The 22042-nt window shown below is 64.0% G+C and carries 20 protein-coding genes and 1 pseudogene; 7 read left to right on the top strand and 14 right to left on the bottom strand.

The window, feature by feature from the left end:
* Positions 1-141 precede the first annotated feature (141 nt).
* From ACTXGA_RS18670 to ACTXGA_RS18640, 7 genes and pseudogenes are all read left to right on the top strand, one after another.
* Positions 142-819 (top strand): annotated as a pseudogene (locus tag ACTXGA_RS18670) (adenylate kinase); the annotation flags it as partial.
* A gap of 85 nt (positions 820-904) precedes the next feature.
* The gene (locus ACTXGA_RS18665) at positions 905-1192 is read left to right on the top strand and encodes a DUF4212 domain-containing protein (RefSeq protein WP_443396122.1); all 288 of its coding nucleotides are present in this window, start codon (positions 905-907) and stop codon (positions 1190-1192) included.
* A gap of 2 nt (positions 1193-1194) precedes the next feature.
* Positions 1195-2982 carry a sodium:solute symporter family protein gene (locus tag ACTXGA_RS18660; RefSeq protein WP_443396121.1) on the top strand — a complete coding sequence of 596 codons (1788 nt, stop codon included), beginning with the start codon at positions 1195-1197 and terminating at the stop codon, positions 2980-2982.
* A gap of 108 nt (positions 2983-3090) precedes the next feature.
* Positions 3091-3648 (top strand): dihydrofolate reductase family protein, encoded by a 558-nt coding sequence (locus ACTXGA_RS18655; protein ID WP_443396120.1) that lies wholly within the window; start codon positions 3091-3093, stop codon positions 3646-3648.
* Positions 3648-5471, top strand: a complete 1824-nt coding sequence (locus tag ACTXGA_RS18650) for a putative nucleotidyltransferase substrate binding domain-containing protein (protein ID WP_443396119.1) — start codon at positions 3648-3650, stop codon at positions 5469-5471. Before ACTXGA_RS18655 ends, ACTXGA_RS18650 begins: the two co-directional genes overlap by 1 nt.
* Positions 5472-5522: 51 nt before the next feature.
* Entirely contained in the window at positions 5523-6023 is a 501-nt protein-coding gene (locus tag ACTXGA_RS18645; protein ID WP_443396118.1) for a hypothetical protein, read from the top strand.
* 4 nt (positions 6024-6027) lie between these two features.
* Positions 6028-7434, top strand: a complete 1407-nt coding sequence (locus ACTXGA_RS18640) for a 3'-5' exonuclease (protein WP_443396117.1) — start codon at positions 6028-6030, stop codon at positions 7432-7434.
* 1 nt (position 7435) lies between these two features.
* On the opposite strand, the gene ACTXGA_RS18635 is transcribed toward ACTXGA_RS18640, so the two are convergent.
* The 14 genes from ACTXGA_RS18635 to ACTXGA_RS18570 all read right to left on the bottom strand — a co-directional run bounded on the left by ACTXGA_RS18635 (position 7436) and on the right by ACTXGA_RS18570 (position 21995).
* Positions 7436-8053, bottom strand: coding sequence for a 3-hydroxyacyl-CoA dehydrogenase family protein (locus ACTXGA_RS18635; RefSeq protein WP_443396116.1), 618 nt, complete (start codon positions 8051-8053; stop codon positions 7436-7438).
* The gene (locus ACTXGA_RS18630; protein ID WP_443396115.1) at positions 8046-8939 is read right to left on the bottom strand and encodes a helix-turn-helix transcriptional regulator; all 894 of its coding nucleotides are present in this window, start codon (positions 8937-8939) and stop codon (positions 8046-8048) included. The genes ACTXGA_RS18635 and ACTXGA_RS18630 overlap by 8 nt, the downstream gene beginning before the upstream one ends.
* An 85-nt stretch (positions 8940-9024) precedes the next feature.
* On the bottom strand, positions 9025-9471 hold the full coding sequence (locus tag ACTXGA_RS18625; protein WP_443396114.1) for an acyl-CoA thioesterase: 447 nt from the start codon (positions 9469-9471) through the stop codon (positions 9025-9027).
* Between the two features lie 73 nt (positions 9472-9544).
* Positions 9545-10732, bottom strand: coding sequence for a benzoyl-CoA 2,3-epoxidase subunit BoxA (boxA, locus tag ACTXGA_RS18620; protein ID WP_443396113.1), 1188 nt, complete (start codon positions 10730-10732; stop codon positions 9545-9547).
* Between the two features lie 72 nt (positions 10733-10804).
* Complete coding sequence (locus ACTXGA_RS18615) at positions 10805-10969, bottom strand: hypothetical protein (protein ID WP_443396112.1); 165 nt, start codon at positions 10967-10969, stop codon at positions 10805-10807.
* Positions 10970-11097: 128 nt separating this feature from the next.
* On the bottom strand, positions 11098-12549 hold the full coding sequence (gene boxB / locus ACTXGA_RS18610) for a benzoyl-CoA 2,3-epoxidase subunit BoxB (RefSeq protein ID WP_443396111.1): 1452 nt from the start codon (positions 12547-12549) through the stop codon (positions 11098-11100).
* A 107-nt stretch (positions 12550-12656) separates the two neighbouring features.
* On the bottom strand, positions 12657-14318 hold the full coding sequence (gene boxC / locus ACTXGA_RS18605; RefSeq protein WP_443396110.1) for a 2,3-epoxybenzoyl-CoA dihydrolase: 1662 nt from the start codon (positions 14316-14318) through the stop codon (positions 12657-12659).
* 131 nt (positions 14319-14449) lie between these two features.
* Positions 14450-14875 carry a DUF309 domain-containing protein gene (locus ACTXGA_RS18600; protein ID WP_443396109.1) on the bottom strand — a complete coding sequence of 142 codons (426 nt, stop codon included), beginning with the start codon at positions 14873-14875 and terminating at the stop codon, positions 14450-14452.
* 3 nt (positions 14876-14878) lie between these two features.
* On the bottom strand, positions 14879-15697 hold the full coding sequence (locus ACTXGA_RS18595; RefSeq protein ID WP_443396108.1) for an alpha/beta fold hydrolase: 819 nt from the start codon (positions 15695-15697) through the stop codon (positions 14879-14881).
* The gene (locus ACTXGA_RS18590; protein WP_443396107.1) at positions 15697-17238 is read right to left on the bottom strand and encodes a benzoate-CoA ligase family protein; all 1542 of its coding nucleotides are present in this window, start codon (positions 17236-17238) and stop codon (positions 15697-15699) included. Before ACTXGA_RS18590 ends, ACTXGA_RS18595 begins: the two co-directional genes overlap by 1 nt.
* Before the next feature lie 185 nt (positions 17239-17423).
* On the bottom strand, positions 17424-19208 hold the full coding sequence (locus ACTXGA_RS18585; protein WP_443396106.1) for a feruloyl-CoA synthase: 1785 nt from the start codon (positions 19206-19208) through the stop codon (positions 17424-17426).
* 10 nt (positions 19209-19218) lie between these two features.
* Complete coding sequence (locus ACTXGA_RS18580) at positions 19219-19980, bottom strand: SDR family NAD(P)-dependent oxidoreductase (protein ID WP_443396105.1); 762 nt, start codon at positions 19978-19980, stop codon at positions 19219-19221.
* 108 nt (positions 19981-20088) lie between these two features.
* Positions 20089-21405: a TRAP transporter large permease gene (locus ACTXGA_RS18575; RefSeq protein ID WP_443396104.1), complete on the bottom strand. Its 1317-nt coding sequence runs from the start codon at positions 21403-21405 to the stop codon at positions 20089-20091.
* Positions 21402-21995 (bottom strand): TRAP transporter small permease, encoded by a 594-nt coding sequence (locus tag ACTXGA_RS18570; RefSeq protein ID WP_443396103.1) that lies wholly within the window; start codon positions 21993-21995, stop codon positions 21402-21404. Before ACTXGA_RS18570 ends, ACTXGA_RS18575 begins: the two co-directional genes overlap by 4 nt.
* Positions 21996-22042 lie beyond the last annotated feature (47 nt).

Below are 22042 nucleotides of genomic sequence, written 5' to 3'. Positions count from 1 at the left end.
GCTCCGGCAAGATCATGCGCCGCATCCTGCGCAAGATCGCCGAAAACGACTACGGCGCCCTCGGCGACACATCCACCCTCGCCGACCCCTCCGTCGTCGACGACCTCATCGACAACAGAATGAATCGGGGGTGAGACAATGATGGACGGAGCCCAGACCCCCGCCACAGCGCCCGTGCTGATCCTGCTTGGCCCCCCGGGGGCCGGCAAGGGCACACAGGCCCGCATGCTCGAAGACAAGTTCGGCCTTGTTCAGCTGTCCACCGGTGACCTGCTGCGCGCGGCCGTTGCGGCGGGCACCGAGGCCGGGCTGAAAGCCAAGGCCGTCATGGAGGCAGGCGAGCTTGTCAGCGACGAGATCGTCATCGCCATCCTGCGCGACCGTTTGGCAGAGGCGGACTGCGCCAATGGCGTCATCCTTGACGGCTTTCCCCGCACCACCGTGCAGGCCGAGGCGCTGGACGATCTGCTGGCTGAGAGCGGCCAGAAGATCAACGCCGCCGTCAGCCTTGAGGTGGACGACGCCGCAATGGTGACCCGGATTTCGGGCCGCTACACCTGCGGCGGTTGCGGCGAAGGCTATCACGACAGCTTCAAGCAGCCGAAATCCGAAGGCACCTGTGACAAGTGCGGCAGCACGGAATTCAAGCGCCGTGCGGATGACAACGCCGAAACCGTTGCCGCCCGGCTCGAAGCCTATCACGCCCAGACTGCCCCGCTGATCGACTACTACGCTGCGCAACATGCGCTGATCGGCATCAACGCGATGGGCGACATCGACGACATCGCCGGCAAGCTTGCCGCGATCGTGAACGGGGCCCCCCACAGAAGGGGCCCGAAAAAAGAACCCCCCGGCCCCCCCCCCGGCGGGGGGGGCCAACGGAGGAAAGAGGAGGACCCGCGACATGGCGGATCAAACATCTCAGGGCGCAAGCGCCACCCAGAAGTCCGACGCGGCTTACTGGTCGGCCAACGTGCGTATCATCGTCATCAGCCTCATCATCTGGGCGCTGGTGTCTTTCGGCTTTGGCATCCTGCTGCGCCCCATGCTCTCGGGCATCGCGGTCGGCGGCACGGATCTCGGCTTCTGGTTCGCCCAGCAAGGGTCGATCATCGTATTCCTGGCGCTGATCTTCTTCTACGCCTGGCGCATGAACAAGCTGGATAAAGAATTCGGCGTCGAGGAGGAGTGATCATGGATCAGTTTACCATCAACCTGCTGTTCGTGGGCGCGTCCTTTGCGCTCTACATCGGCATCGCGATCTGGGCCCGCGCGGGTTCCACATCGGAATTCTACGCCGCCGGTCGCGGCGTTCACCCGGTCACCAACGGGATGGCCACGGCGGCCGACTGGATGTCGGCTGCCTCGTTTATCTCGATGGCGGGCCTCATCGCCTTTACCGGCTATGACAACTCGACCTTCCTGATGGGCTGGACCGGTGGCTACGTGCTGCTGGCGCTGCTGCTTGCCCCCTACCTGCGCAAGTTTGGCAAGTTCACCGTGTCGGAATTCATCGGTGACCGCTTCTATTCGCCGACCGCACGCATCGTGGCCGTGATCTGCCTGATCGTCGCCTCGACCACCTACGTGATCGGTCAGATGACCGGCGTGGGCGTGGCCTTTGGCCGCTTCCTCGAGGTATCGAACACCACAGGTCTGCTGATCGGCGCCTGTGTGGTTTTCGCCTACGCGGTTTTCGGCGGCATGAAGGGCGTGACCTATACGCAGGTCGCACAGTACTGCGTCCTGATCATGGCCTACACCATACCGGCCGTCTTCATCTCGCTGCAGCTGACCGGCAACCCGATCCCGGCCCTGGGCCTGTTTGGTGACCATGTCGCATCGGGTGAACCGCTGCTGCAGAAGCTGGACGCAATCGTCGCGGAACTTGGCTTCAAGGAGTACACCGCGCATCACGGCGACACCTTCAACATGGTGCTCTTCACCCTGTCGCTGATGATCGGTACCGCGGGTCTGCCCCACGTCATCATGCGCTTCTTCACCGTGCCCCGCGTTGCTGACGCGCGCTGGTCCGCGGGCTGGGCGCTGGTCTTCATTGCGCTGCTTTACCTGACGGCTCCGGCTGTTGGTGCCATGGCACGCCTGAACATCACCGACATGATGTGGCCGAACGGCGCTTCCGGTGACCCCGTTTCCGTCGAGATGATCGAAGGCGACGCGCGTTACGACTGGATGGCCACCTGGCAACAGACCGGCCTTCTGGGCTGGGAAGACAAGAACGGTGACGGCAAGATCGCGTACTTCAACGATGCCGATCCCGACACGCTGGCCAAAATGCAGGCCGCCGGTTGGGGCGACGCGAACGAGCTGACCAACTTCAACCGTGACATCCTGGTTCTGGCCAACCCGGAAATCGCCAACCTGCCCAGCTGGGTCATCGGTCTGGTCGCCGCAGGCGGTCTTGCCGCCGCACTCTCCACCGCGGCTGGCCTGCTCCTGGCGATCTCTTCCGCCGTCTCCCACGACCTGATCAAGGGTTCCATCAACCCGACGATTTCGGAAAAGGGTGAACTGCTCTCCGCACGGATCGCAATGGCGGTTGCCATCGCGGTGGCCACCTACCTCGGCCTCAACCCTCCGGGCTTCGCGGCGCAAACCGTGGCGCTGGCCTTCGGCCTTGCCGCTGCCTCGATCTTCCCGGCGCTGATGATGGGCATCTTTACCAAGGTGAACAACAAGGGCGCGGTTGCAGGCATGGTCGCAGGCCTCGTGATCACGCTACTCTACATCTTCCTGCACAAGGGCTGGTTCTTTGTTCCGGATACCAACAGCTTCACCGACGCGGATCCGCTCTTGGGCACCATCAAGTCGACCTCCTTCGGGGCCGTCGGTGCACTGATCAACTTCTGCGTGGCCTTCACGGTGTCGAAGATGACCCAGCCGATCCCGCAAGAGATCGAAGAGCTGGTGGAATCGGTCCGCGTGCCGCGCGGTGCCGGCGCCGCAGCCGCCGACCACTAAGATGCAGCGGGCCGTTCATGCGACGGCCCGCCGTATATACCCTGGTCCCGTCCGGCCTTATGCCGGGCGGGACTTTTCTTTGCCCTTCAACCGTGTAGGATCCAGCGCGTGATCACCGGACATGTTTTCATCGCCATGAGCCTCGACGGCTATATCGCCCGTGAAGATGGCGGGCTGGACTGGTTGATGAAACAGGACACAGCCGGCGAAGATCACGGATACAACGCCTTCATCGCGCGAATGGACGGCCTCGTGATGGGCAGCAATACCTTTCGCACGGTGCTGAATTTCGACGCATGGCCCTATGACCTGCCCGTGGTCGTGGCAAGCCAGACGATGACAGAGGATGACATTCCTGCCGCGCTGCGTGACCGCGTCAGCCTCAGCCGGGCCGAGCCTGCCAACCTGATGACCGACCTCGCCGCGCGCGGCTGGCAGCGCGCCTATATCGACGGCGGCGCGTTGATCCAGTCTTTCTTACGCGCCGGATTGATCGCCGACATGACCGTCACACTGATCCCCATCCTGCTGGGCGCGGGCCGACCGCTGTTCGGACCGCTGGTCACCGATCTCGACCTGTCCCTGGAAGAGGTCCGCAGCTTTCCCTCGGGCCTCATCTCGACCCGCTACGCAATCCCGTCCCCAACCATCGCCAAGGACGCCTGATGCCCCTAGACCGCGCCGACCTCACCCGCTTCCTTGCCGCCGTCCATCCCTATGACGCCCTCGACGCGGAGGTGCTGGAGGCGCTGGTGCCAGCCTTCCGCCTGCAGTCGATGGCCGCCGGTCAAGCGATCTATACGCAGGGGCAACCGCTGGACGGGCTGTACCTGATCCATTCCGGTGCGGTCGACGTGCGCGACACCAACGGTGTCCTGATCTCGCAGCTTGGCCCGCGCAACTCCTTTGGCGAACGCGGATTGGCCCGCGACGGCATCGCCGTCACCTCGGCAGAGACCCGCGAGGACAGCCTGCTGCTGGTCCTGCCGCGGGCGGAATTCCTGCGGCTGGTCGAAACCCAGCCCGCCGCCAAGAAGTTCTTTGACCGTCAACGCGCCCCGAAACCGAAGCGCGCCGATCTGGCCACCAGCCGGGTCGAGACACTGATGGCCCCTGCCCCGCTCACTTGCCCGCCCGATACGCCGGTGCAATTCGCGGCACAGCTGATGCATTCCCGGCATATTTCGTCGGTCTGCATTGTCGAGGGCAAGGAATTGCGCGGCATCGCCACGATCCGCGATATCTCGGGCAAGGTCGTGGGTGGCGGCCTGCCCTTCGACACGCCGCTGTCGGAGATCATGACCGCCAACCCGATGACCCTGCCCCCCTCCGCCATCGGGTCTGACGTCTTGCACATGATGATGGAGCGGCGCATCGGCCATGTGCCGGTAACAGAGGCGGGCAAACTTGTCGGCATTGTCACCCAGACGGACCTGACTCGCTTTCAGGCCATGACCTCGGCTGAACTGGTGGCCGAAATCGCCCGCGCGCCGGATGCCGCCGCGATGGCCAAGGTCACGTCGCGCATTCCGGAGCTGCTGGTTCAACTGGTCGCGGGCGGCAACCGGCATGAGGTGGTCACCCGCCTGATCACCGACATCGCCGACACCGCCACCCGCCGCCTGCTGACATTGGCCGAGGACACCTATGGCCCGCCGCCCGTTCCCTACCTTTGGGCCGCCTGCGGCAGCCAGGGGCGGCAGGAACAGACAGGCGTTTCCGATCAGGACAACGTGCTCTTGCTGTCGGATGCCTTCACCGAAGACATGCGCCCCTATTTCGAACAGCTCGCCAAGTTCGTCAGCGACGGTCTGGACACCTGCGGTTATGTCTATTGTCCCGGCGACATGATGGCGACCAACCCGCGCTGGTGTCAGCCGTTGCGCGTCTGGCAGGGATATTTCGCCAGCTGGATCGCCAAACCGGTCCCCGAGGCGCAGATGCTTGCCTCTGTCATGTTCGACCTGCGCCCCATTGGCGGCACCCTGTCCCTGTTCGACAACCTGCAGGAGGACACGCTGGCCAAGGCGGCGAAGAACTCGATCTTCGTGGCGCACATGATCTCGAACTCGCTGAAGCACACGCCCCCGCTGGGCCTGTTGCGGGGCTTTGCCACCATCCGCTCCGGCGAGCACAAGAACACGCTGGACCTGAAACACAACGGCGTGGTGCCGGTGGTCGATCTGGGCCGGGTCTATGCGTTGCAGGCGCAACTGAGCGCCGTGAACACCCGCGCCCGGCTGGAGGCCGCCATTCTGGCTGGCGTGCTCAGCAAATCAGGCGGGCAGGATCTGCTGGACGCCTATGACCTGATCGCCGAAACGCGGCTGGAGCATCAGGCGCGCCAGATCAAGGCGGGTGCCGCACCGAACAATTATCTTGCCCCTGCCGATCTGTCCGATTTCGAACGCAGCCATTTGCGCGACGCCTTTGTTGTGGTCAAATCGCTGCAATCCGCGGTCGGACACGGCAAGGGCATGTTGGGATAGGGACCGCCCCGCGCCAGAGGAGGCGCGAGCGGGCCCAAGGGAGGAAAGTGAATGTTTCTGGAACTGATCGCCGTCATCGTGGCCGGACTTGCCGGTGCCGGTGTCATGATGCTGCTGTCGAAACTCAGCGGCAACCGCCTGCCGCGCTGGCTCGTCCCGGTCGGCGCCGGCGGCGCGATGCTGATCGCCGCGATTTCCAGCGAATACAGCTGGTACGGGCGCACCGCCGACAACCTGCCGGAGGGGCTGACCATTGCGCAGACGGTGCATTCCTCCGCCTTCTGGCGTCCCTGGACCTTTGTCGTGCCGATGACCGATCGCTTTGTCGCAGTCGATACCGACAACCTGCGCCCGAACGCCGATACGCCGGACCTCTACCTTGCCGATCTCTATTTCTTTGGCCGCTGGAAACCCGTGCAATCGGTCGAGGTCATGGTGGACTGCAACGACATGCGCCGCGCCGATCCGGTTCTGGGCGATGGCTCTGACCCGTTGTGGCGCGATGTCGGGGCGGAGGACCCTGTGGTGAAAACCGTCTGCACCGGGGTCTGAGCCCATGACACGTCTCAGCCTGCGTCTGCGGATATTCCTGTTCTTCTGTCTCATCGCCTTGGGCGGTGCCGCCGTCACCGTTGTCGCGCTCTGGCTGGGCCATGGCCGCGCCGTGCAAAGCACCCCGGCCAACGGCTTTGTATTTGCGGGCATCATCGCGATCTTCGGCCTGACCGCGCTGAGTGTCGGGGTCTGGCTGTTGTTCGACGAAAACGTCGCCAAACCCATCGAACGTCTATCAGCACAGCTTCGCACCCGCGCTCACGCGGGCCTGTCGGGAGAGTTGGATACCGAAGCCGCGCGCTATCTCGGCGATCTTGCGCCCGCGGCCTCTGCGGTGGCAAGCGCCCTGTCAGACAACACCCTCGCCACCGCCGAACGCATCGCGGCAGAGACCCAACGCCTTGCCAGCGAAAAGGCCCGCCTGACAGCCCTGCTGACGGAAATCCCGGTCGCCACCCTGCTCATCAATGCCGACGACCAGATCGTACTCTATGATGGTCAGGCAGCAGAGGTTCTGGCCCAGCAGGCCGTGCCCCGGCTGAACGCCCCGCTCAGCGACTACTTCGACCCCGCCGACCTGCGCACCGCCCGCAAGGACCTGAACAAGACCGGCAAGGAGGTCACCCGCACCCTGCGGGGGCTCGATGGCAAACAAACCTACGACGCCCGGCTGAAACCGATGCAGGGCGGCGGCTATATGATGACCATCGATGCCGCCCATATCGAAATTTCTCCCGACGCCGCGCGCCCGCTTGTCTATGATTTCGACCTCCTCGAAAGCCGGTCCGGCGCGCAGGTTGCCGACCTGCCGCTGAGCGCGCTGACGTTCACGGTCTTCGACACGGAAACCACCGGCCTGCTGCCACACAAGGACGAGATCGTTCAGATTGGCGCCGTCCGGGTCGTGAATGGCCGCATCGTCGAAGGTGAGGTCATCGACCAGCTTGTCGACCCGGGCCGCCCGATCCCGCCTGCCTCGACCAAGGTGCATGGTGTCTCGGATGCGATGGTCGCCGGGAAACCGGGGATCGCGCGCGCCGGTCGGCAATTCCACGCCTTTGCCCGCGATTCCGTCATCGTGGCCCACAACGCGCCTTTCGACATGGCCTTTCTGCAGCGGCACAAGACCCGGATGGGCGTGGTCTGGGATCACCCGATCCTCGACACGGTCCTCTTGTCCGCTGTCCTTTTCGGCGCATCGGAAACGCATACACTGGACGCGCTCTGTGACCGGCTGGGGATCACCATACCAGAGGCTCTGCGCCACACGGCGCTGGGGGACGCCCGCGCCACAGCCGAGGTGCTGGTGCGGATGCTACCCATGCTGCAGGCGCGCGGACTGACCTCCTTCGGCGCAGTGGTCGAGGAAACGCGACGCCACGGCCGCCTGCTCGAAGACCTGAACTGAGTTATCCCGACACCGGCGGCAGCGGCACCACCCCGTCCTGCCGCACCCGGCCCACCATCGCGGCGACCTGCCCCGCCCCAAGGCGACACGCCCAGCCCAGCACACCGCCAGGCTCGCTCTCGGGAAACCCGACACCCGTAACCGCGGCCTGCGCAATATCGGCCTCCGATGCGCCCTCTGCCCGCAGCGCCTCCGCTGTCATCAACAAAGACACCAGCAGCCGCTCCCTGATCTCCTCCGGCGCATAATCCACCCGGTCAAGACGGTGAAAATGCGCCTCTTCCAGCGCCAGATCCGCAACGATCGGATCCTCGACCTTGCCGCCACCGCCGGGATAGCGATACCACCCTGCCCCGGTCTTGCGGCCCAGCTTGCCCAGTTCCATCATCCGGCCAAGGATCGGCAGGCCCTGCGGCCAACCCGTTTCGCGCCGCCGCTCCCAGGCGACATCCAGCCCGATCTCATCCTCCATCTCGAACGGTCCCGTGGCAAAGCCGAAGGCCTCCATCGCCTCGTCGACCTCCCAAGGGGTCGAGCCATGCAGGAAGACCGCCTCTGCCGCGTCCCGGAACGGTCCGCGCAGCCGTTCACCCAAAGTCTTGGCCAGACTTTCAGCCAAGAAACCGCTCTGCCGCGATCAGGGTTTTCAGCCGCTCCAACGCCTCTTCGGGCGTCGCACCAGAGGTGTCCAACTGCGCATGCGCCCGCTCATACAGGATCTCGCGTGCCTGCAGGATCGACCGCAACTGCGCCATCGCCTCGGGCTGACCGGCCATCGGGCGGGTATCACCCTGCGCGCGCACCCGCGCCATGTGCTCTTCCGGCGCGGCCTTCAGCCACACGGTGTGAAAATGCGCCAGCAGCCGGTTGTAAGTGCCCGGTTCGGCCACGATCCCGCCACCCACTGCCAACACAACCTGCTCATGCCCGGCAATCACCCGGTCCAGCGCATCCGCCTCCAGCTTGCGATAGCCTTCCTGCCCGTACAGCGCCATGATCTCGCCCACCGGCATCCCGCCCAGTTCGGCGATCTCCCGGTTCAATTCGACAAACGGCACCCCAAGCGCCTCACCCACCATGCGCCCCAGCGTCGATTTCCCCGCGCCGCGCAGGCCGATCAGGCACAGCCGCTGCGCCCGCCGTCCGCCCGGCGCTCCGTCGATCAGGATCTCGCGCACCTGCGCCTGCACCGGCGGCTCGGCCCGGCGGTACATTTCGGCCACCTGCTGCACGTCCGAGGTCCAGGGGTCCTCCTCGCTCACCAGCCAGTCCATGCGAAAATCCAGCGCCGCCGCCACCCGCATCAGCAACCCGATAGAGATGTTGCCCTCGCCGCCTTCCAGCTGGGCAAGGTAGCGCGGCGACACTCCTGACGTCTCGGACAGCACGCGGCGCGGAATGCCGCGCTGCTCGCGTGCCTGCCGCACCCGCTCGCCCACGCGCGCCATCAGGACCGCCACCGGATCTGTCTGTGCCTCTGTCTCCGCCGACCGTCCGTCCGCCATGCGCCGCCTGCCCCATGTGAATTATAGTGCACATCCTAGCTTTCACGACACAGAAAGCAAAGCCCGGCGGGCGGCGGATGAGACCCTAGATGCGGTTTCCTGCATCGTCCCGCAGATGCGCCTGCACCAGCGCGCGGATATCCTCGGGCGGTTGCCGCTTGCGAAAGGCCCTGGCTTCCGTGAACACACAGGTAAACCGCCCCTCGAAACAGATCACCCCGTCCTGCCGTCCGATGACCCGAAAGGAAATCGACGTCTCGCCCAGCCGCGACGGCCAGACGTCACAGATCAGCCGGTGACGCGGCGTGATCGGCGCACGAAAATCCAGTGTCATGTTGACGAATGGCGTCCCAACCCCGCGATCCAGCTCCAGCTGGAACCAGCCCTCACCAAGCGTGTCTTCCCACCAGGCATTGATCGCATCCAGCGCAAACCACGGAATGCGCGCCGTGTAGACGATCTTCGCCGGGTCGCAATCGCCCCATGTGACGCGGATGACGTGCTGATATGGTGCCACTGTCTTATCAGTCATTCCGCGCCCGCCACCTCCTGCGTCTCCCTGCGTTTCTTCTCTTTCCAAATACGCATTTGCGCGGTCGCCGCGCTCAGTAGGTTTCGACGTGATACCGGCCCTCGCCGCGCATCACATCGCGCAGCGCGGGCCAGCTTTCGCCGATGCTTTCCGCGATGGAGGTAAAGGCGCTTTCCACCCCTTCCTCCATCCCCCGCAGGCCGCAGATGTAGACATGCGTCTTGGCGTCGGTCAGCAGGTCGGCAACCTTTTCCTCTTCGACCAGCATCCGGTCCTGCACGTATTCTTTCGTGTCACCAGCCCGTGAAAACACCAGGTGCTTTTCCAGCAGATCGCCCGGCACTTTGTTCAACGGCCCGAAATAGGGCAGCGAGTCGGCGGTGCGGGCACCGAAGAACATGACCATGCCACCGGACTTCCCGCCCACGGCGCGCTGGCGGCGCATGGTAAAGGCGCGCATCGGGGCCGACCCGGTACCGGTGCAGATCATCAACAACCGCGCTTCGGGATCGTCCGGCAGCAAAAAGGTTGCCCCGAACGGCCCGGTCACCTGCACCTCATCCCCCTGCTTCAGGTCGCAAACGTAGTTGGAACACAGCCCGCCGTCCTCGCGCTTCACGGTCAACGAGACGTTGTTGTAATTCGGGCGCTCGCCATCGCGCGGGCTGGACACGGAATACAGACGCGGCAGGTGCGGTTTGCCCTCGGCATCGGTGCCGGGTGGAATGATCCCGATGGATTGCCCCTCCAGCACCGGCATGGGCTGCCCGCCGAAATCAAGAATGATGTGCCGCACGTCGTGTTCCGGGTCCTTGGTCAGGCGATAGTTGCCCTGCACCACCGCCTTGGCGGGCTTGCCCAGACTGTAGAGATTGACCGAGGGCTTGGAGGCGCTCCGCGGTGCGACCGATTTGCCGCCGACGCCCGCATGCGCCTCGTTCAGCAGCGCCGCAACGGCATCGTCCAGCGCCTCGATCCCGGTATCGCCAGAAGCCCCCTCGCCCAGATCCTCCTGGTCGGGCAATTCGGTCCATTCGAACTGCTCCTCAAGGCTGTAGGGCTCGGCCACCACGCGCCATTCGTCGATCGACCCGGTGGGACATACCGGAATGCAGTCCATGCAGAAATTGCATTTGTCGGCGTCCACCACGACATTGTCGTCATTGTGGGTGATCGCCTCGATCGGGCAGGTCATCTCGCAGGTGTAACAACGGATGCAAATTTCCGGGTCGATCAGATGCTGTTTGACCGGCTTGTTCATGACGGAACCCTCCCCCCGGTTGCCTGAAATGGCCCCGGTATCCTGTTTTTCTAGCTTGGAATTTCGCCGCTGTCAGTCGTCGCGGTCCAGCACCACGTCGGGCACCACAAGCGCCTCGATCAGGGCCTGACACAGGCCGGTGCACCCCTTGCAGCCAATGCAGGTTTCACTGGCGAGGAACTTTTCGCCGAAGGCGCGGCTGCGGGGGGCGTGGCCAATCAATCTGTCGGTTTGCATCTCGGATCTTCCTGTTCGCGTGAGAAGAGACGGCGCTAAAGCCTACGGACAAATCCCTGCCCGTCCTTGTTCTGGATCAAGGAGGGGGCGAGATTTCATCGAAAACCCGCCCCATCCCTGCCATGGTGTCAGGCCATGTGCAGCTTGACGTATTCGAAATCGCCCGGCTTGTTGTCGATCCCAACCTTCGGCGGCGCGATCCAGCTGGCGAATTTGCCCGGCTCGAAACAGGGCTTCATCAGCGACTGGATAAAATCGCCATCCGCATGGGTCGGAAGCCATTCGGTTATGCCCTTGTCATAGGCCTCACCCGACACGACATTGCCATCCGGGTCAAAGTTCTTGCCCGAGAACACGCCGATCTTGCGGTTGAAGGCCTGGTGCGGCAGCTTCAGCTCGAACTCGATCCCGGACTTCTGGATCTGCTTGTTCCAGCGCCCGACACCGCCGCTCGCATCGCGGACATAGTCATCCCGCAGGCGCATGTTGATCGCGGTCAGCGCCGGCACCTCGCGTTCGATCACCTGACCGTCGACGATGTCCAGCACCTTGTAGGTGTCGCCCGTCAGCTTGTGATCGTCGTCGATCCGGGTCTCCATGTAGCGGCCCTTGATCCCTGCGTTAAAGGCATTGGCCGCGTTGGTCGACACCTCCTGCCCGAACAGGTCCAGCGACAGGGTATAGTGCAGGTTCAGCTTTTTCTGGATCGTGGGCAGGTCGATCACGCCCAGCTCGCGGATCTTGTTGATGTCGTATGGATCGCTGATGCCCGCCTTCTTCATCGCCTCGCAGGTCGCCTGAATTGTGCGGCCCACGCCCGTTTCGCCCACGAACATGTGGTGCGCTTCCTCGGTCAGCATGAAGCGGCACGTGCGCGACAGCGGATCGAACCCGGACTGCGCCAAGCTTTCCAACTGCATCTTGCCGTCACGGTCGGTGAAGTAGGTGAACATGAAAAAGGACAGCCAGTCCGGCGTTTCCTCATTGAACGCGCCCAGCATCCGGGGCGCTTCCTCGGACCCGGACGAGCGGCGCAAGAGATCATCCGCCTCTTCGCGGCCATCCTTGCCGAAATACTTGAACAGCAGGTAGACCATCGCCCAGAGATGCCGGCCCTCTTCGACGTTCACCTGGAACAGGTTGCGCATGTCGTAAAGCGAGGGCGCCGTCAGCCCCAGAAAGCGCTGCTGCTCGACCGAGCCCGGCTCTGTGTCGCCCTGAATGACGATCAGACGCTTCATCAGGTTGCGGTATTCGCCCGGCACTTCCTGCCAGGCAAGTTCACCCGCGTGCTCGCCACAGGGAATGCGCCGGTCCTCGACCTGCGGCGCCAGCAAGACGCCCCAGCGATACTCGGGCATCTTCACGTAATCGAACTTGGCCCAGCCCTTGGGGTCTACCGAAACGGCCGTCCGCAGATAGACCATCGATTCCTGAAAGTTCTGCGGGATCAGGTCGTTCCACCAGTTGATATAACCGGGGTGCCAGCGTTCCAGCGCCTTCAGCACCTTCTTGTCCGACGACAGCCCGACGTTGTTCGGGATCTGGGTGTCATAGCTCACGTTGATCAGGTCGAGCATTGCTTTTCCTCCTTGGGCGGCGGGGTGAACCCCGCCCTACATCTCTGATCGGGACCGGCGGCACCGGGACCCTTAGGGCGGGGTTTACCCCGCCGTTCCGAACGCCGTTACACGCGCTCCATGCTATATTCGCCGCGCTGGCCCGTGCCGTATCGCTGCAGCGCGCCATCCGCGCCCACCGCATTGGGCCGGATGAAGATCCAGTTCTGCCATGCGGTCAGGCGGCCAAAGATCCGAGTCTCCATCGTCTCTGGCCCGGCAAAGCGCAGGTTCGCTTCCATCCCCGTCATCGCATCCGGGCTGAAGCTGGCGCGCTCTTCGAGGAAGATGCGGATCTCATCCTCCCAGTCGATATCGTCTAGGATCATGGTCACAAGGCCCGCCTCCTCGGCTTCCTCGGCCTCCAGCGCCTCGCCCTTCGTGGCGCGTGCCTTTTCCAGCGCCTCGTCATCATCAAGGAACCGGGTTTCCAGACGGGTCAGCCCGTTGGCCATCTTCATCGGGCCAAAGTTGGCGTCGCTCAGTGTCACCGTCGCCATCGGACGGTTGTCGCCTTCGAACTCGTCTTCCATCATATAGCTGCGGTCGACGGAGAACAGCAACTCGGCCAGGATCCCCGCAAAGCACGACCCGTGCTCGACCAGCGCCACCATGCTGCGCGAGGTCACATCGACCCGCTTCAAGATCCGCTTCCAGTATTGCAGAACCTCCGCCGCCAGCCAGTGATCGGCGTTGTCCATCAGCAGCTTTTCATGCCCGGCCAGCACCTCCGGATCGCCCTGCGCGCGGAAAATCATCAGGCCCAGTTCCGGCTCATTCAGGCGCAGGTGCAGGATCGCATCGTCCAACTCGCGCGCGAGGCGCAGCATGTAGGCCTGCGCGCCTTCGGCGGTAAAGGCCTCCATGTCGGCGGGGGCCTCGGCATCCGGGCCTTTCAGGGTGATCGTCACCGTGCGCGCGGCGCGGTCGGCAGCCACCTCGACGGTGGAATATGTGACAGAGCCATCGTCATGGAACGACCGGTCCAGCGGCGTCAGGGTGATCCCCTGCGCGACATCAGCCTTCTTGGAAGCGGCGGCAAATTCCTGTGCCCGTTCCTGCACCGTGGCGTCGAACTTGGAATTCGGGATGACCTCATCCACCAACCGCCAGTCCTTGGCCCGCTTGCCGCGCACCCCTTCCTCGGTCGAGCAGAAGACATCCGCCCGATCGCGGCGCACCTTGCGCTTGTCGGTCACACGGGTCAGCCCGCCCGTCCCCGGCAGCACCGCCAGCAGCGGCACCTCTGGCAGCGCCACGTTCGAAGTGCTGTCATCTGTCAGCATGATGTGGTTGCAGGCCAGCGCCAGCTCATAGCCGCCGCCCGCACAGGACCCGCGCACCGCCGCGATGTATTTCTGCCCCGAGTCCTCCTCGGCGGCTTCGAATGTGTTGCGCGTCTCGTTGGTGAACTTGCAGAAGTTGACCTTGTGACTGTGCGCAGCGCCCCCAAGCATGCGGATGTTGGCCCCGGCGCAAAAGATGCGATCCTTGCCGGACTGCATCACCACCACCTTCACCTCCGGGTGTTCGAACCGCATCCGCTGCACCACGTCAGCCAGCTCGATATCCACGCCCAGATCATAAGAGTTCATCTTCAGCAGATAGCCGTCGAACAAACCGCCGTTCTCATCCACATCCATGTAGAGGTTGGCGACCGGACCGTCATACTCCACCCGCCAATGGCGATAGCTGGAGGGGTCCACCTGAAAGTCTATGCGTTTGGCCATGGGTCCATCCTCCTCCCGATACATGCACTATAGTGCCATTATTCATTTGATCTACACGGCTTTCGGCAAAAAGTACACCGAAACTGCGTCTTTTCTTGAGATTTTGCCGAGACACAGCGTCATTACATGCATTATATTGCACTATTCACGGCAAGCACCGCCTCAACGGCCTGCCGCGCCCCGGTCAGATCGCTCTCCGAAAGGTCCATCGCCGCCGCCCCGCCCCGCGCCACAGCCTCGGACAGAATCACCCCGGCCATGTCGTCCAGCCGCTCTGCCGCGCGGGTCCGGCCCATGCGGCGCTTCAGCCCGGCGTTGGCCAGTTGGATCATCCCCTGCACAAGGTGCCGTTCCGCCGAATTGGCGGGTGCCGCCATCCAGACCGCCTCCCAGACCTCATGCGCCTCCCAATAGTATCCCGCGTCGAAAAAGCGCCTCCCTGCCTGCCACGCAGGGCAGTCTTTCAGCGGCGCTGATACGCCTTTCAACCCGTCGAAATCCTCCTCGGCGGGCCGCGCGGTCAATCCCGGCAGGTAGGGCTGGTCCGGCAGGTCCATGGCTCAGGCCGCCTCGGGCCCGGCCCGTTCGATGCGGTCCAACCGGGTCACGAACTCCGTCACCCCGTCCAGCACCGCCCGGGGCTGATCCATCTGCGGCGCATGGCGGCAGTCGTCCAGGATCAGCGTATCGACCGGCGCATAGCACCGCGTCTCGACCTCTTCGATCTGCGCCAGCGTGCCGTATTCGTCGTCACGCCCCTGCACCGCCAGCACCGGGATGCGGAGGTAGTCAATTACATCGCCCACGTTCCACGCCTTGAACCCCGGATCCAGCCAGGCGTCGTTCCAGCCCTTGAAGGTATGCTCGGGGTCGCGGTGATACTTGGCCATCTTCGCGCGCATATCGCCGCTGGCAAAGACCTCACGCGCTGCCGCGATCTGGCGCAGCCCCATCTCCTCGGTAAAGAAATGCGGCGCCATCAGCACCAGCCCCCGCACCCGGTGATCGGACACCGACCCGGCATAGATCGCCGCGATCGTCGCGCCGTCCGAATGACCCATCAGCACCCCGCGCTGAAATCCAAAGGCGTCCAGCACCTCGGGCAGCACCTCCACCGCTTCGCGCGTCATGTAATCCAGCGGCCGCGGCAAGGCATCCAGATCGGACTGACCATAGCCCGCCCGCGAGTAGACAAACACGCCCCAGCCGGTCGCCTCCGCCAAGGCCTGCGGGAAATCCCGCCACAGCGCCAGACAGCCCAGCCCCTCGTGCAACAGCACGATGGTCGGCGCCTCTGCAGGCGATGGGCCAAAGCACTGCGCCTCCAGCCGCTTGCCACCCGCCGTCACAAACCCCTTTGCCCCGTCAGACCACTCCATCACGCCACCTCCCGCAATTTGAAACGCTGAATCTTGCCCGTCGCCGTCTTGGGCAGATCCTCGACCACCTCGATCCAGCGCGGGTATTTCCACGCGCCCACCTTGGCCTTGACGAAATCCTTCAGCTCCGACGTCACCGCCTCGGCCGTGGCCCCGTCTTTCAGGACGACAAAGGCGCGCGGCTTTTCCAGCCCCTCGGCGTCCCGGTGCGGCACCACCGCTGCCTCCAGCACGCCAGGATGCGCGATCAGCGCCTGCTCCACCTCGAACGGAGACACCCAGATGCCTGACACCTTGAACATGTCGTCGGTGCGCCCGCAGTAGACAAACCGCCCCTCTTCGGTGATCTCGTACTTGTCGCCGGTCCGGGTCCACTCGCCCTCGAATGTCGCCCGGCTTTTGTTGCGCTTGTTCCAATAACCATCGGCGGCAGAGGCCCCGCGCACCAGCAATTCGCCAACGCCCCCCGGCGTGATCTCCTGCCCGTCCTCATCGACACAGCGCAATTCATAGCCCGGCACCGGCAGTCCGGAGGTGCCATAGACCACATCCCCGGGACGGTTCGACAGGAAGATGTGCAGCATCTCGGTCGACCCGACACCGTCAAGAATGTCCACGCCCCACAGCCGCCGCCACGCATTGCCCACCTCTTCGGGCAGCGCCTCCCCGGCGGAAATGCAGCAGCGCAGGCTGTGATCCGGCACGCCGTTCTGTTCCAGCCAATGCACCGTCGCTGCATAGAGCGTCGGCACCCCGCAGAAAATCGTGGGCTTTTCCTCGGCCACGATCCTGACCGCCACATCCGGCGTGGGGCGGCCATTGAACAGCACCGTTGTCGCCCCGACGGACAGGGGGAACGTCATCGCATTGCCAAGGCCATAGGCGAAAAAGATCTTCGCCACCGAAAAAACGGTGTCCTCTTCGCGGATGCCCAGCACCTGCGCCCCGTAGGTGTCGGATGTCGCCCGCAACGCGCCGTGCACATGCCGCACCCCCTTGGGCAGGCCGGTCGAGCCGGAGGAATAGAGCCAGAAAGCGCATTCATCCTCGCTGACCCGCGCGGCCTCGACCGGTTCGGCGCCGGCCATGAAGCTGTCCCAGCTTTCGGTGCCCTCCGGCGCCTCGCCGCCGATCACCACGATCCGGCGCAGATGCCGGCTTTTGCGTGCGGCAGGCAAAACGGAATCCAGCAATTCCGCGGAAACGAACAGGCAGGTCGCGCGACTGTCGTTCAGGATGAACTCATAGGCCTCACCGGTCAGCAAAGTGTTCAGCGCGATCGGCACCACATGCGCCTTCATCGCGCCCCAGAACAGTTGCGGATATTCGATCTGGTCGAGCACGATGCAGGCGATCCGCTCTTCGGGCCGGATATCGGCGCGGACCAGCGCCCCGGCCACCCGGTCGCTGCCCGCTGCAAGATCACCATAGCTGAGAGTGCGCTTTTGCCCGGCTGCCTCACGAAAGGCGGGCTTGTCGGCCCGGCCCTCGTGCAGGTGGCGGTCGACAAAATACAGCGCTGCATTCTGATTGTCCGTCATGGATCCTCCCCTCGCCCGGAGAGCCTCCGGGACTTGCCTCACCCCGCGGCCGTAGACCGACCTGTCGCGCGGGGCTCCTCTCCCCAAGGGTGACTCGAACATGCACTATGATGCAAAATATCTGCATCATTGCAAGTTTTCATGACAGGACGCGTGCAATTGGCACGATTTACGCACTATATTGCTCAAATCCGGATGACAGAGGGATCGTCGCTGTAGAGCCGCTCCAACAGATCCGCGCGTCGCGTCAGGATCTTGCGGTAGTTCAGGTTGCCCTTGGCGGTAATCTCTCCATCGCCCAGCGAGGGCGGTTCCGCCAGAACCAGCGCCCGCATGACCCGCGCGGCAGACCCGTGATCGGTGCGCAGCTGCATTCTCCCGGTCAGCGCGTCGCGCAGCGCGTCGCCGATCAGCACAGCCCCATCGGCCTCGCCCATCTCGATGACCTCGGCCGTGGGAAAGATCATCACCCCCACCTCGTTCCGGTCGGCCCCGCACAGCACGATGTCCTGCGCCAAGGGCGCATATTCCTGCAACAACTCCAGTCGCAGCGTCGCCGCCCGCACCCAGGTCCCAGTCATCAGCTTGAAATCCTCGGAAATCCGCCCGTCAAAGCGCATCCCCTTGTTCGGGTCTGCGGGATCGACAAATTTCACCGCATCCCCGGTGATGAAATAACCCTCGTCGTCAAAGGCCTCGGCGGTCTTTTCACGGTCATGCAGGTAGCCCGGCATTATATTCGGCCCGCGCACCCGGATTTCACAGCGCATGTCGTCATCCGGGATCAGCTTGACCTCTACCCCGGTCATCGGCACGCCGATATTGCCCGAACGCCCGCCCGGCTCATGCTGGATCAGGCAAGCGGGCGCAGTTTCCGTCAGCCCCCAGGAGGTCGTGAACAAAGGCAGGTCGCCCCGCACCTCGCGCGCCATGTCTTCCAGATCGGTCCAGACATCCTGCGGCAGCGAGGCCCCCGCATAAAACAGCATGTCCAATTCGCGGAAATAGCTCTGCCGCAGCTCCGGATCCGCCTTCAGGGCATTGCGCAACATAGCAAAGCCTACCGGCACGTTGAAGGCCAGCGTCCCGTTCATCAGGCGGTTGTTCTCGATCGTCTCCGCGATCTTGGCCGGGATCGGCTTGCCGCCGTCGATATACAGCGACCCGCCGTTCGCCAGCATCATGTTGACGTTGTGCGACCCGCCAAAGACATGGTTCCACGGCAGCCAATCGACGATGCGCGGCGGACGCTCCCGCAGGAAAGGCAAGGCATCGGCGATCTGCGCCTGATTGGCACACATCATCCGCTGCGTCGTGATCACCCCCTTTGGGTACGAGGTAGAGCCCGAGGTCATCAGGTATTTCGCCACCGTATCGGGCCCCACCTCCAGCGCAGCCGCCGCCACGGCCAGCCCGTCGCCCCCGCGCAGCATGGAGGTCAGCTCCGTCTCGCCCACCTGCGGATTGCGGGCGACAACCCGTTCCATCCCGTCGAACAGGTCGTGCGCCAGCGCCGTGGCAAAGCGTTCGCCATCATCTGCAAAGACCATCGCGGGCTGCACCAGTTGCGCGCAATGCTCCAACTGCGGCCATGCCCCGGGAATCAGCGCATATTGCTCGGCCAGCGGCACGGTCGGCACCCCGACATATTGCGCCGCCAGCGCCAGCAACCCGTGGTCCACTCCGTTGCCCGAAATGATCAGGATCGGCGTCTCCGCCCCCATCCCCCGCTCCAGCAGGCTCGCCGCGATCAGGCGCACCGCATCGCGCGCCTCCTTGTAGGTCACCTCGCGCCATCCCGCGCCGGACCGCTCCGCAAGGAACACCCGGTCGGGCGCCACCTCGGCCCAGTGATCCAGCCAGTCACCGGTCTTTTGCGCCGGTGTCGTCATCTCGTGCCCCGAACGCAGGATCACCGAGCCATCGGCCCGATCCTCGCGAACAACGGCGTGGGAGCGATAGCGCGACATGGCGGCCTCCTCAGCGCTGCGGCAGCCGCACCGCCGCATCCAGACGGATGGTGGTGCCGTTCAGATAGGGATTGGCGACGATCTGACTGACCATCTGCGCATATTCCGCCGGATCGCCCAGCCGGTGCGGAAAAGGAATGTTGGCGACGATCCCCGCCGTCGTCTCCTCTGGCAGGCCCTCCATCATCGGCGTGTTGAACAGCCCCGGTGCAATCGCCATCACCCGTACGCCCTGCTTGGCCATCTCGCGCGCGGCAGGCAGGCACATGGCGGCAATCGCCCCCTTGGAGGCCGCATAGGCCGACTGCCCGATCTGGCCGTCCTGAAAGGCGATGCTGGCGGTGTTCACCACCACGCCGCGCTCACCGGTCTCCATGGGGTCCAGCGCCATCATCGCCCGCGCCGCGTGGGACATGACGAAATAGGTGCCCATCAGGTTCACCCGGATGGTCTTTTCGAACAGGTCGGTCGACAGCTTGCCCTCACGCCCCACGATCCGCGCCGCAGGGCCGATGCCGGCGCAGCTGACCGCCACCCGTGGCGCGCCCAGGCTATCGGCGATCTCTGCCACCGCCGCCTCGACACTGGCCTCATCGCCCACATCCGTGCGCACCGCATGGCCGCCGATTTCCGCCGCCACAGCAGAGGCCCGCTCTGCATCGAAATCCAGAATGCCGACACGCGCCCCGTCCGCCGCCAACCGCCGCGCCGTCGCCGCGCCCAATCCGCTAGCCCCCCCGGTGACGATGGCGACCTGTCCACTGATGTCCATGACTTGCTCCTCCCGCTTACGGGTTTCTTCTCTTTAAAAATACGCCAGGGCGCCACAGATCCGCTGTGACGGGACAGCTGCCGAAGGCGCGCCTACGGCAGAACACCCCTACCCCGGCAGCAAAAACAGCGTGATCGCCGGAAAGGCGACCAGGATCACCACCCGCACCAGATCCGAGGCGACGTAAAACAGCACCGCCTTGTAGGTCTGCACCATCGGGGTTTCCGGATCCATCGCGTTGATCACAAACAGGTTCATTCCCACCGGCGGCGTGATCAACCCGACCTCCACCACGATCAGCACGAGGATGCCGAACCAGATCGCCGTGTGCTCCGCCGACAGGCCGAAATCCAGCGCCGTGATCACCGGGAAAAAGATCGGGATCGTCAGCAGGATCATCGACAGGCTGTCCATGAAACAGCCCAGCAGCAGGTAGATCACAAGGATGATCGCCAGCACCGCGATCGGCGACATGCCCAGCTCCACAACCCAGTTCGACAGTTCCTGCGGCACCCGCGTGCGGGCAAGGAACAGGTTGTAAAAGGCCGCGCCGAACACGATGAAAAAGATCATCGCAGAGGACCGCGCCGTATCGGTAAAGCTGTCCAGCAGCGTGCGGAACGTCAGCCCGCCATTGACCAGCGCGATGATCCCGGTGCCAAGCGCGCCCACCGCCGCGCCTTCGGTCGGGGTAAAGATGCCGCCGTAGATGCCGCCAACCACCGCGATGAACACCATCAGCACGGGCCAGACATCGAACAGGGCGGCGAACCGTTCCGACATCGGCACCGGCTCGCGCACGCCGGCGGACCCCGGGTTCACCCGGACATAGATCGACACCGCGATCATGTAGCCGATGGCGGCAAGGATGCCGGGGATAAAGGCCGCAAGAAACAGCTTGGCGATGTTCTGTTCGGTCAGGATGGCGTAGATCACCAGCACCACAGAGGGCGGGATCAGGATGCCAAGGGTGCCGCCCGCCGCCAGCGTGGCGGTGGAAAATCCGCCCTCATAGCCATAGCGTTTCAGTTCCGGCAGGGCGACGCGGCTCATGGTGGCGGCCGTCGCCAAAGAGGATCCGCAAATGGCGCCAAAGCCCGCACAGGCGCCGATGGCCGCCATGGCCACGCCGCCGCGCCGATGGCCCAGAAAGCTCTCCGCCGCCTTGAACAGCGCCTTGCTCATGCCCCCCAGCGTCGCGAAATATCCCATCAGCAGGAACATCGGCACGATGGACAGCGAGTAGTTCGAAAAGGTCGAATAGGTCAGGTCTTTCAACTGCGCCATCGGCAGCCGCGTGCTGCCCATGACCAGGTAGAACCCCGCGAAACCGGTGACGAACATCGCCAGCCCGATCGGCACGCGCAGAAAGATCAACAGCAGCAGCGCCGGGAAAGAGTAGATGCCGATTTCGAGGTTGCTCAATGGTCCGCTCCCACGGCATTCGGAACGACGATCCGTCCGCTGGCCAGTTCGTAAAGACGCACCAGCGCCATGTAGACAGAGGCCAGCGCCGCGGCGACCGCACCGGCAAGGCTGGCCGCATAGGCCCACCAGATCGGATATTCCAACAGCAAAGAGGTCTGGCCGGAACTGAACTTGCGCAAGGTGCCTTCGTATAGTTGCACCGCGATCAGCACCAAGGCCCCGGCAAACAGGATGGCGATCAGCAATTCCAGCACCCGGTTCACACCGCGCGGCAGGTTGTTGGTGAACACATCCACAGAGGCATGACCGGTGGTCACGGTACAAAAGGGCAGAAAGGCAAAGATGCAAAAGGCCATTCCGGCCTCGACCATCTCATAGGATCCGCGGATGGCCCCGATGCCCGCATCGATCAGCGCATTGGCGACACCGGGCATGATCGCCATCATCGTGTCGGAATGCAGCGTGGTATTTGCAGCCCGGCCCAGAATGGAAATGCAGGTGATCAGGACCAAGATCAGCAGGACCAGCCCGCCCAGCAGGGCCATCAGGCGCGCCAGCCCCAGCACGATGCGGTGAAAACCGATCATCCCTTTGCTCCCCATTTGCTATTCGGAAAATTGGGCCGCGGGATCTG

It is taken from the genome of Antarctobacter jejuensis (assembly GCF_052266595.1).
Taxonomy (GTDB): domain Bacteria; phylum Pseudomonadota; class Alphaproteobacteria; order Rhodobacterales; family Rhodobacteraceae; genus Antarctobacter; species Antarctobacter jejuensis.
This window is presented reverse-complemented; position numbering and strand designations above follow the sequence as displayed.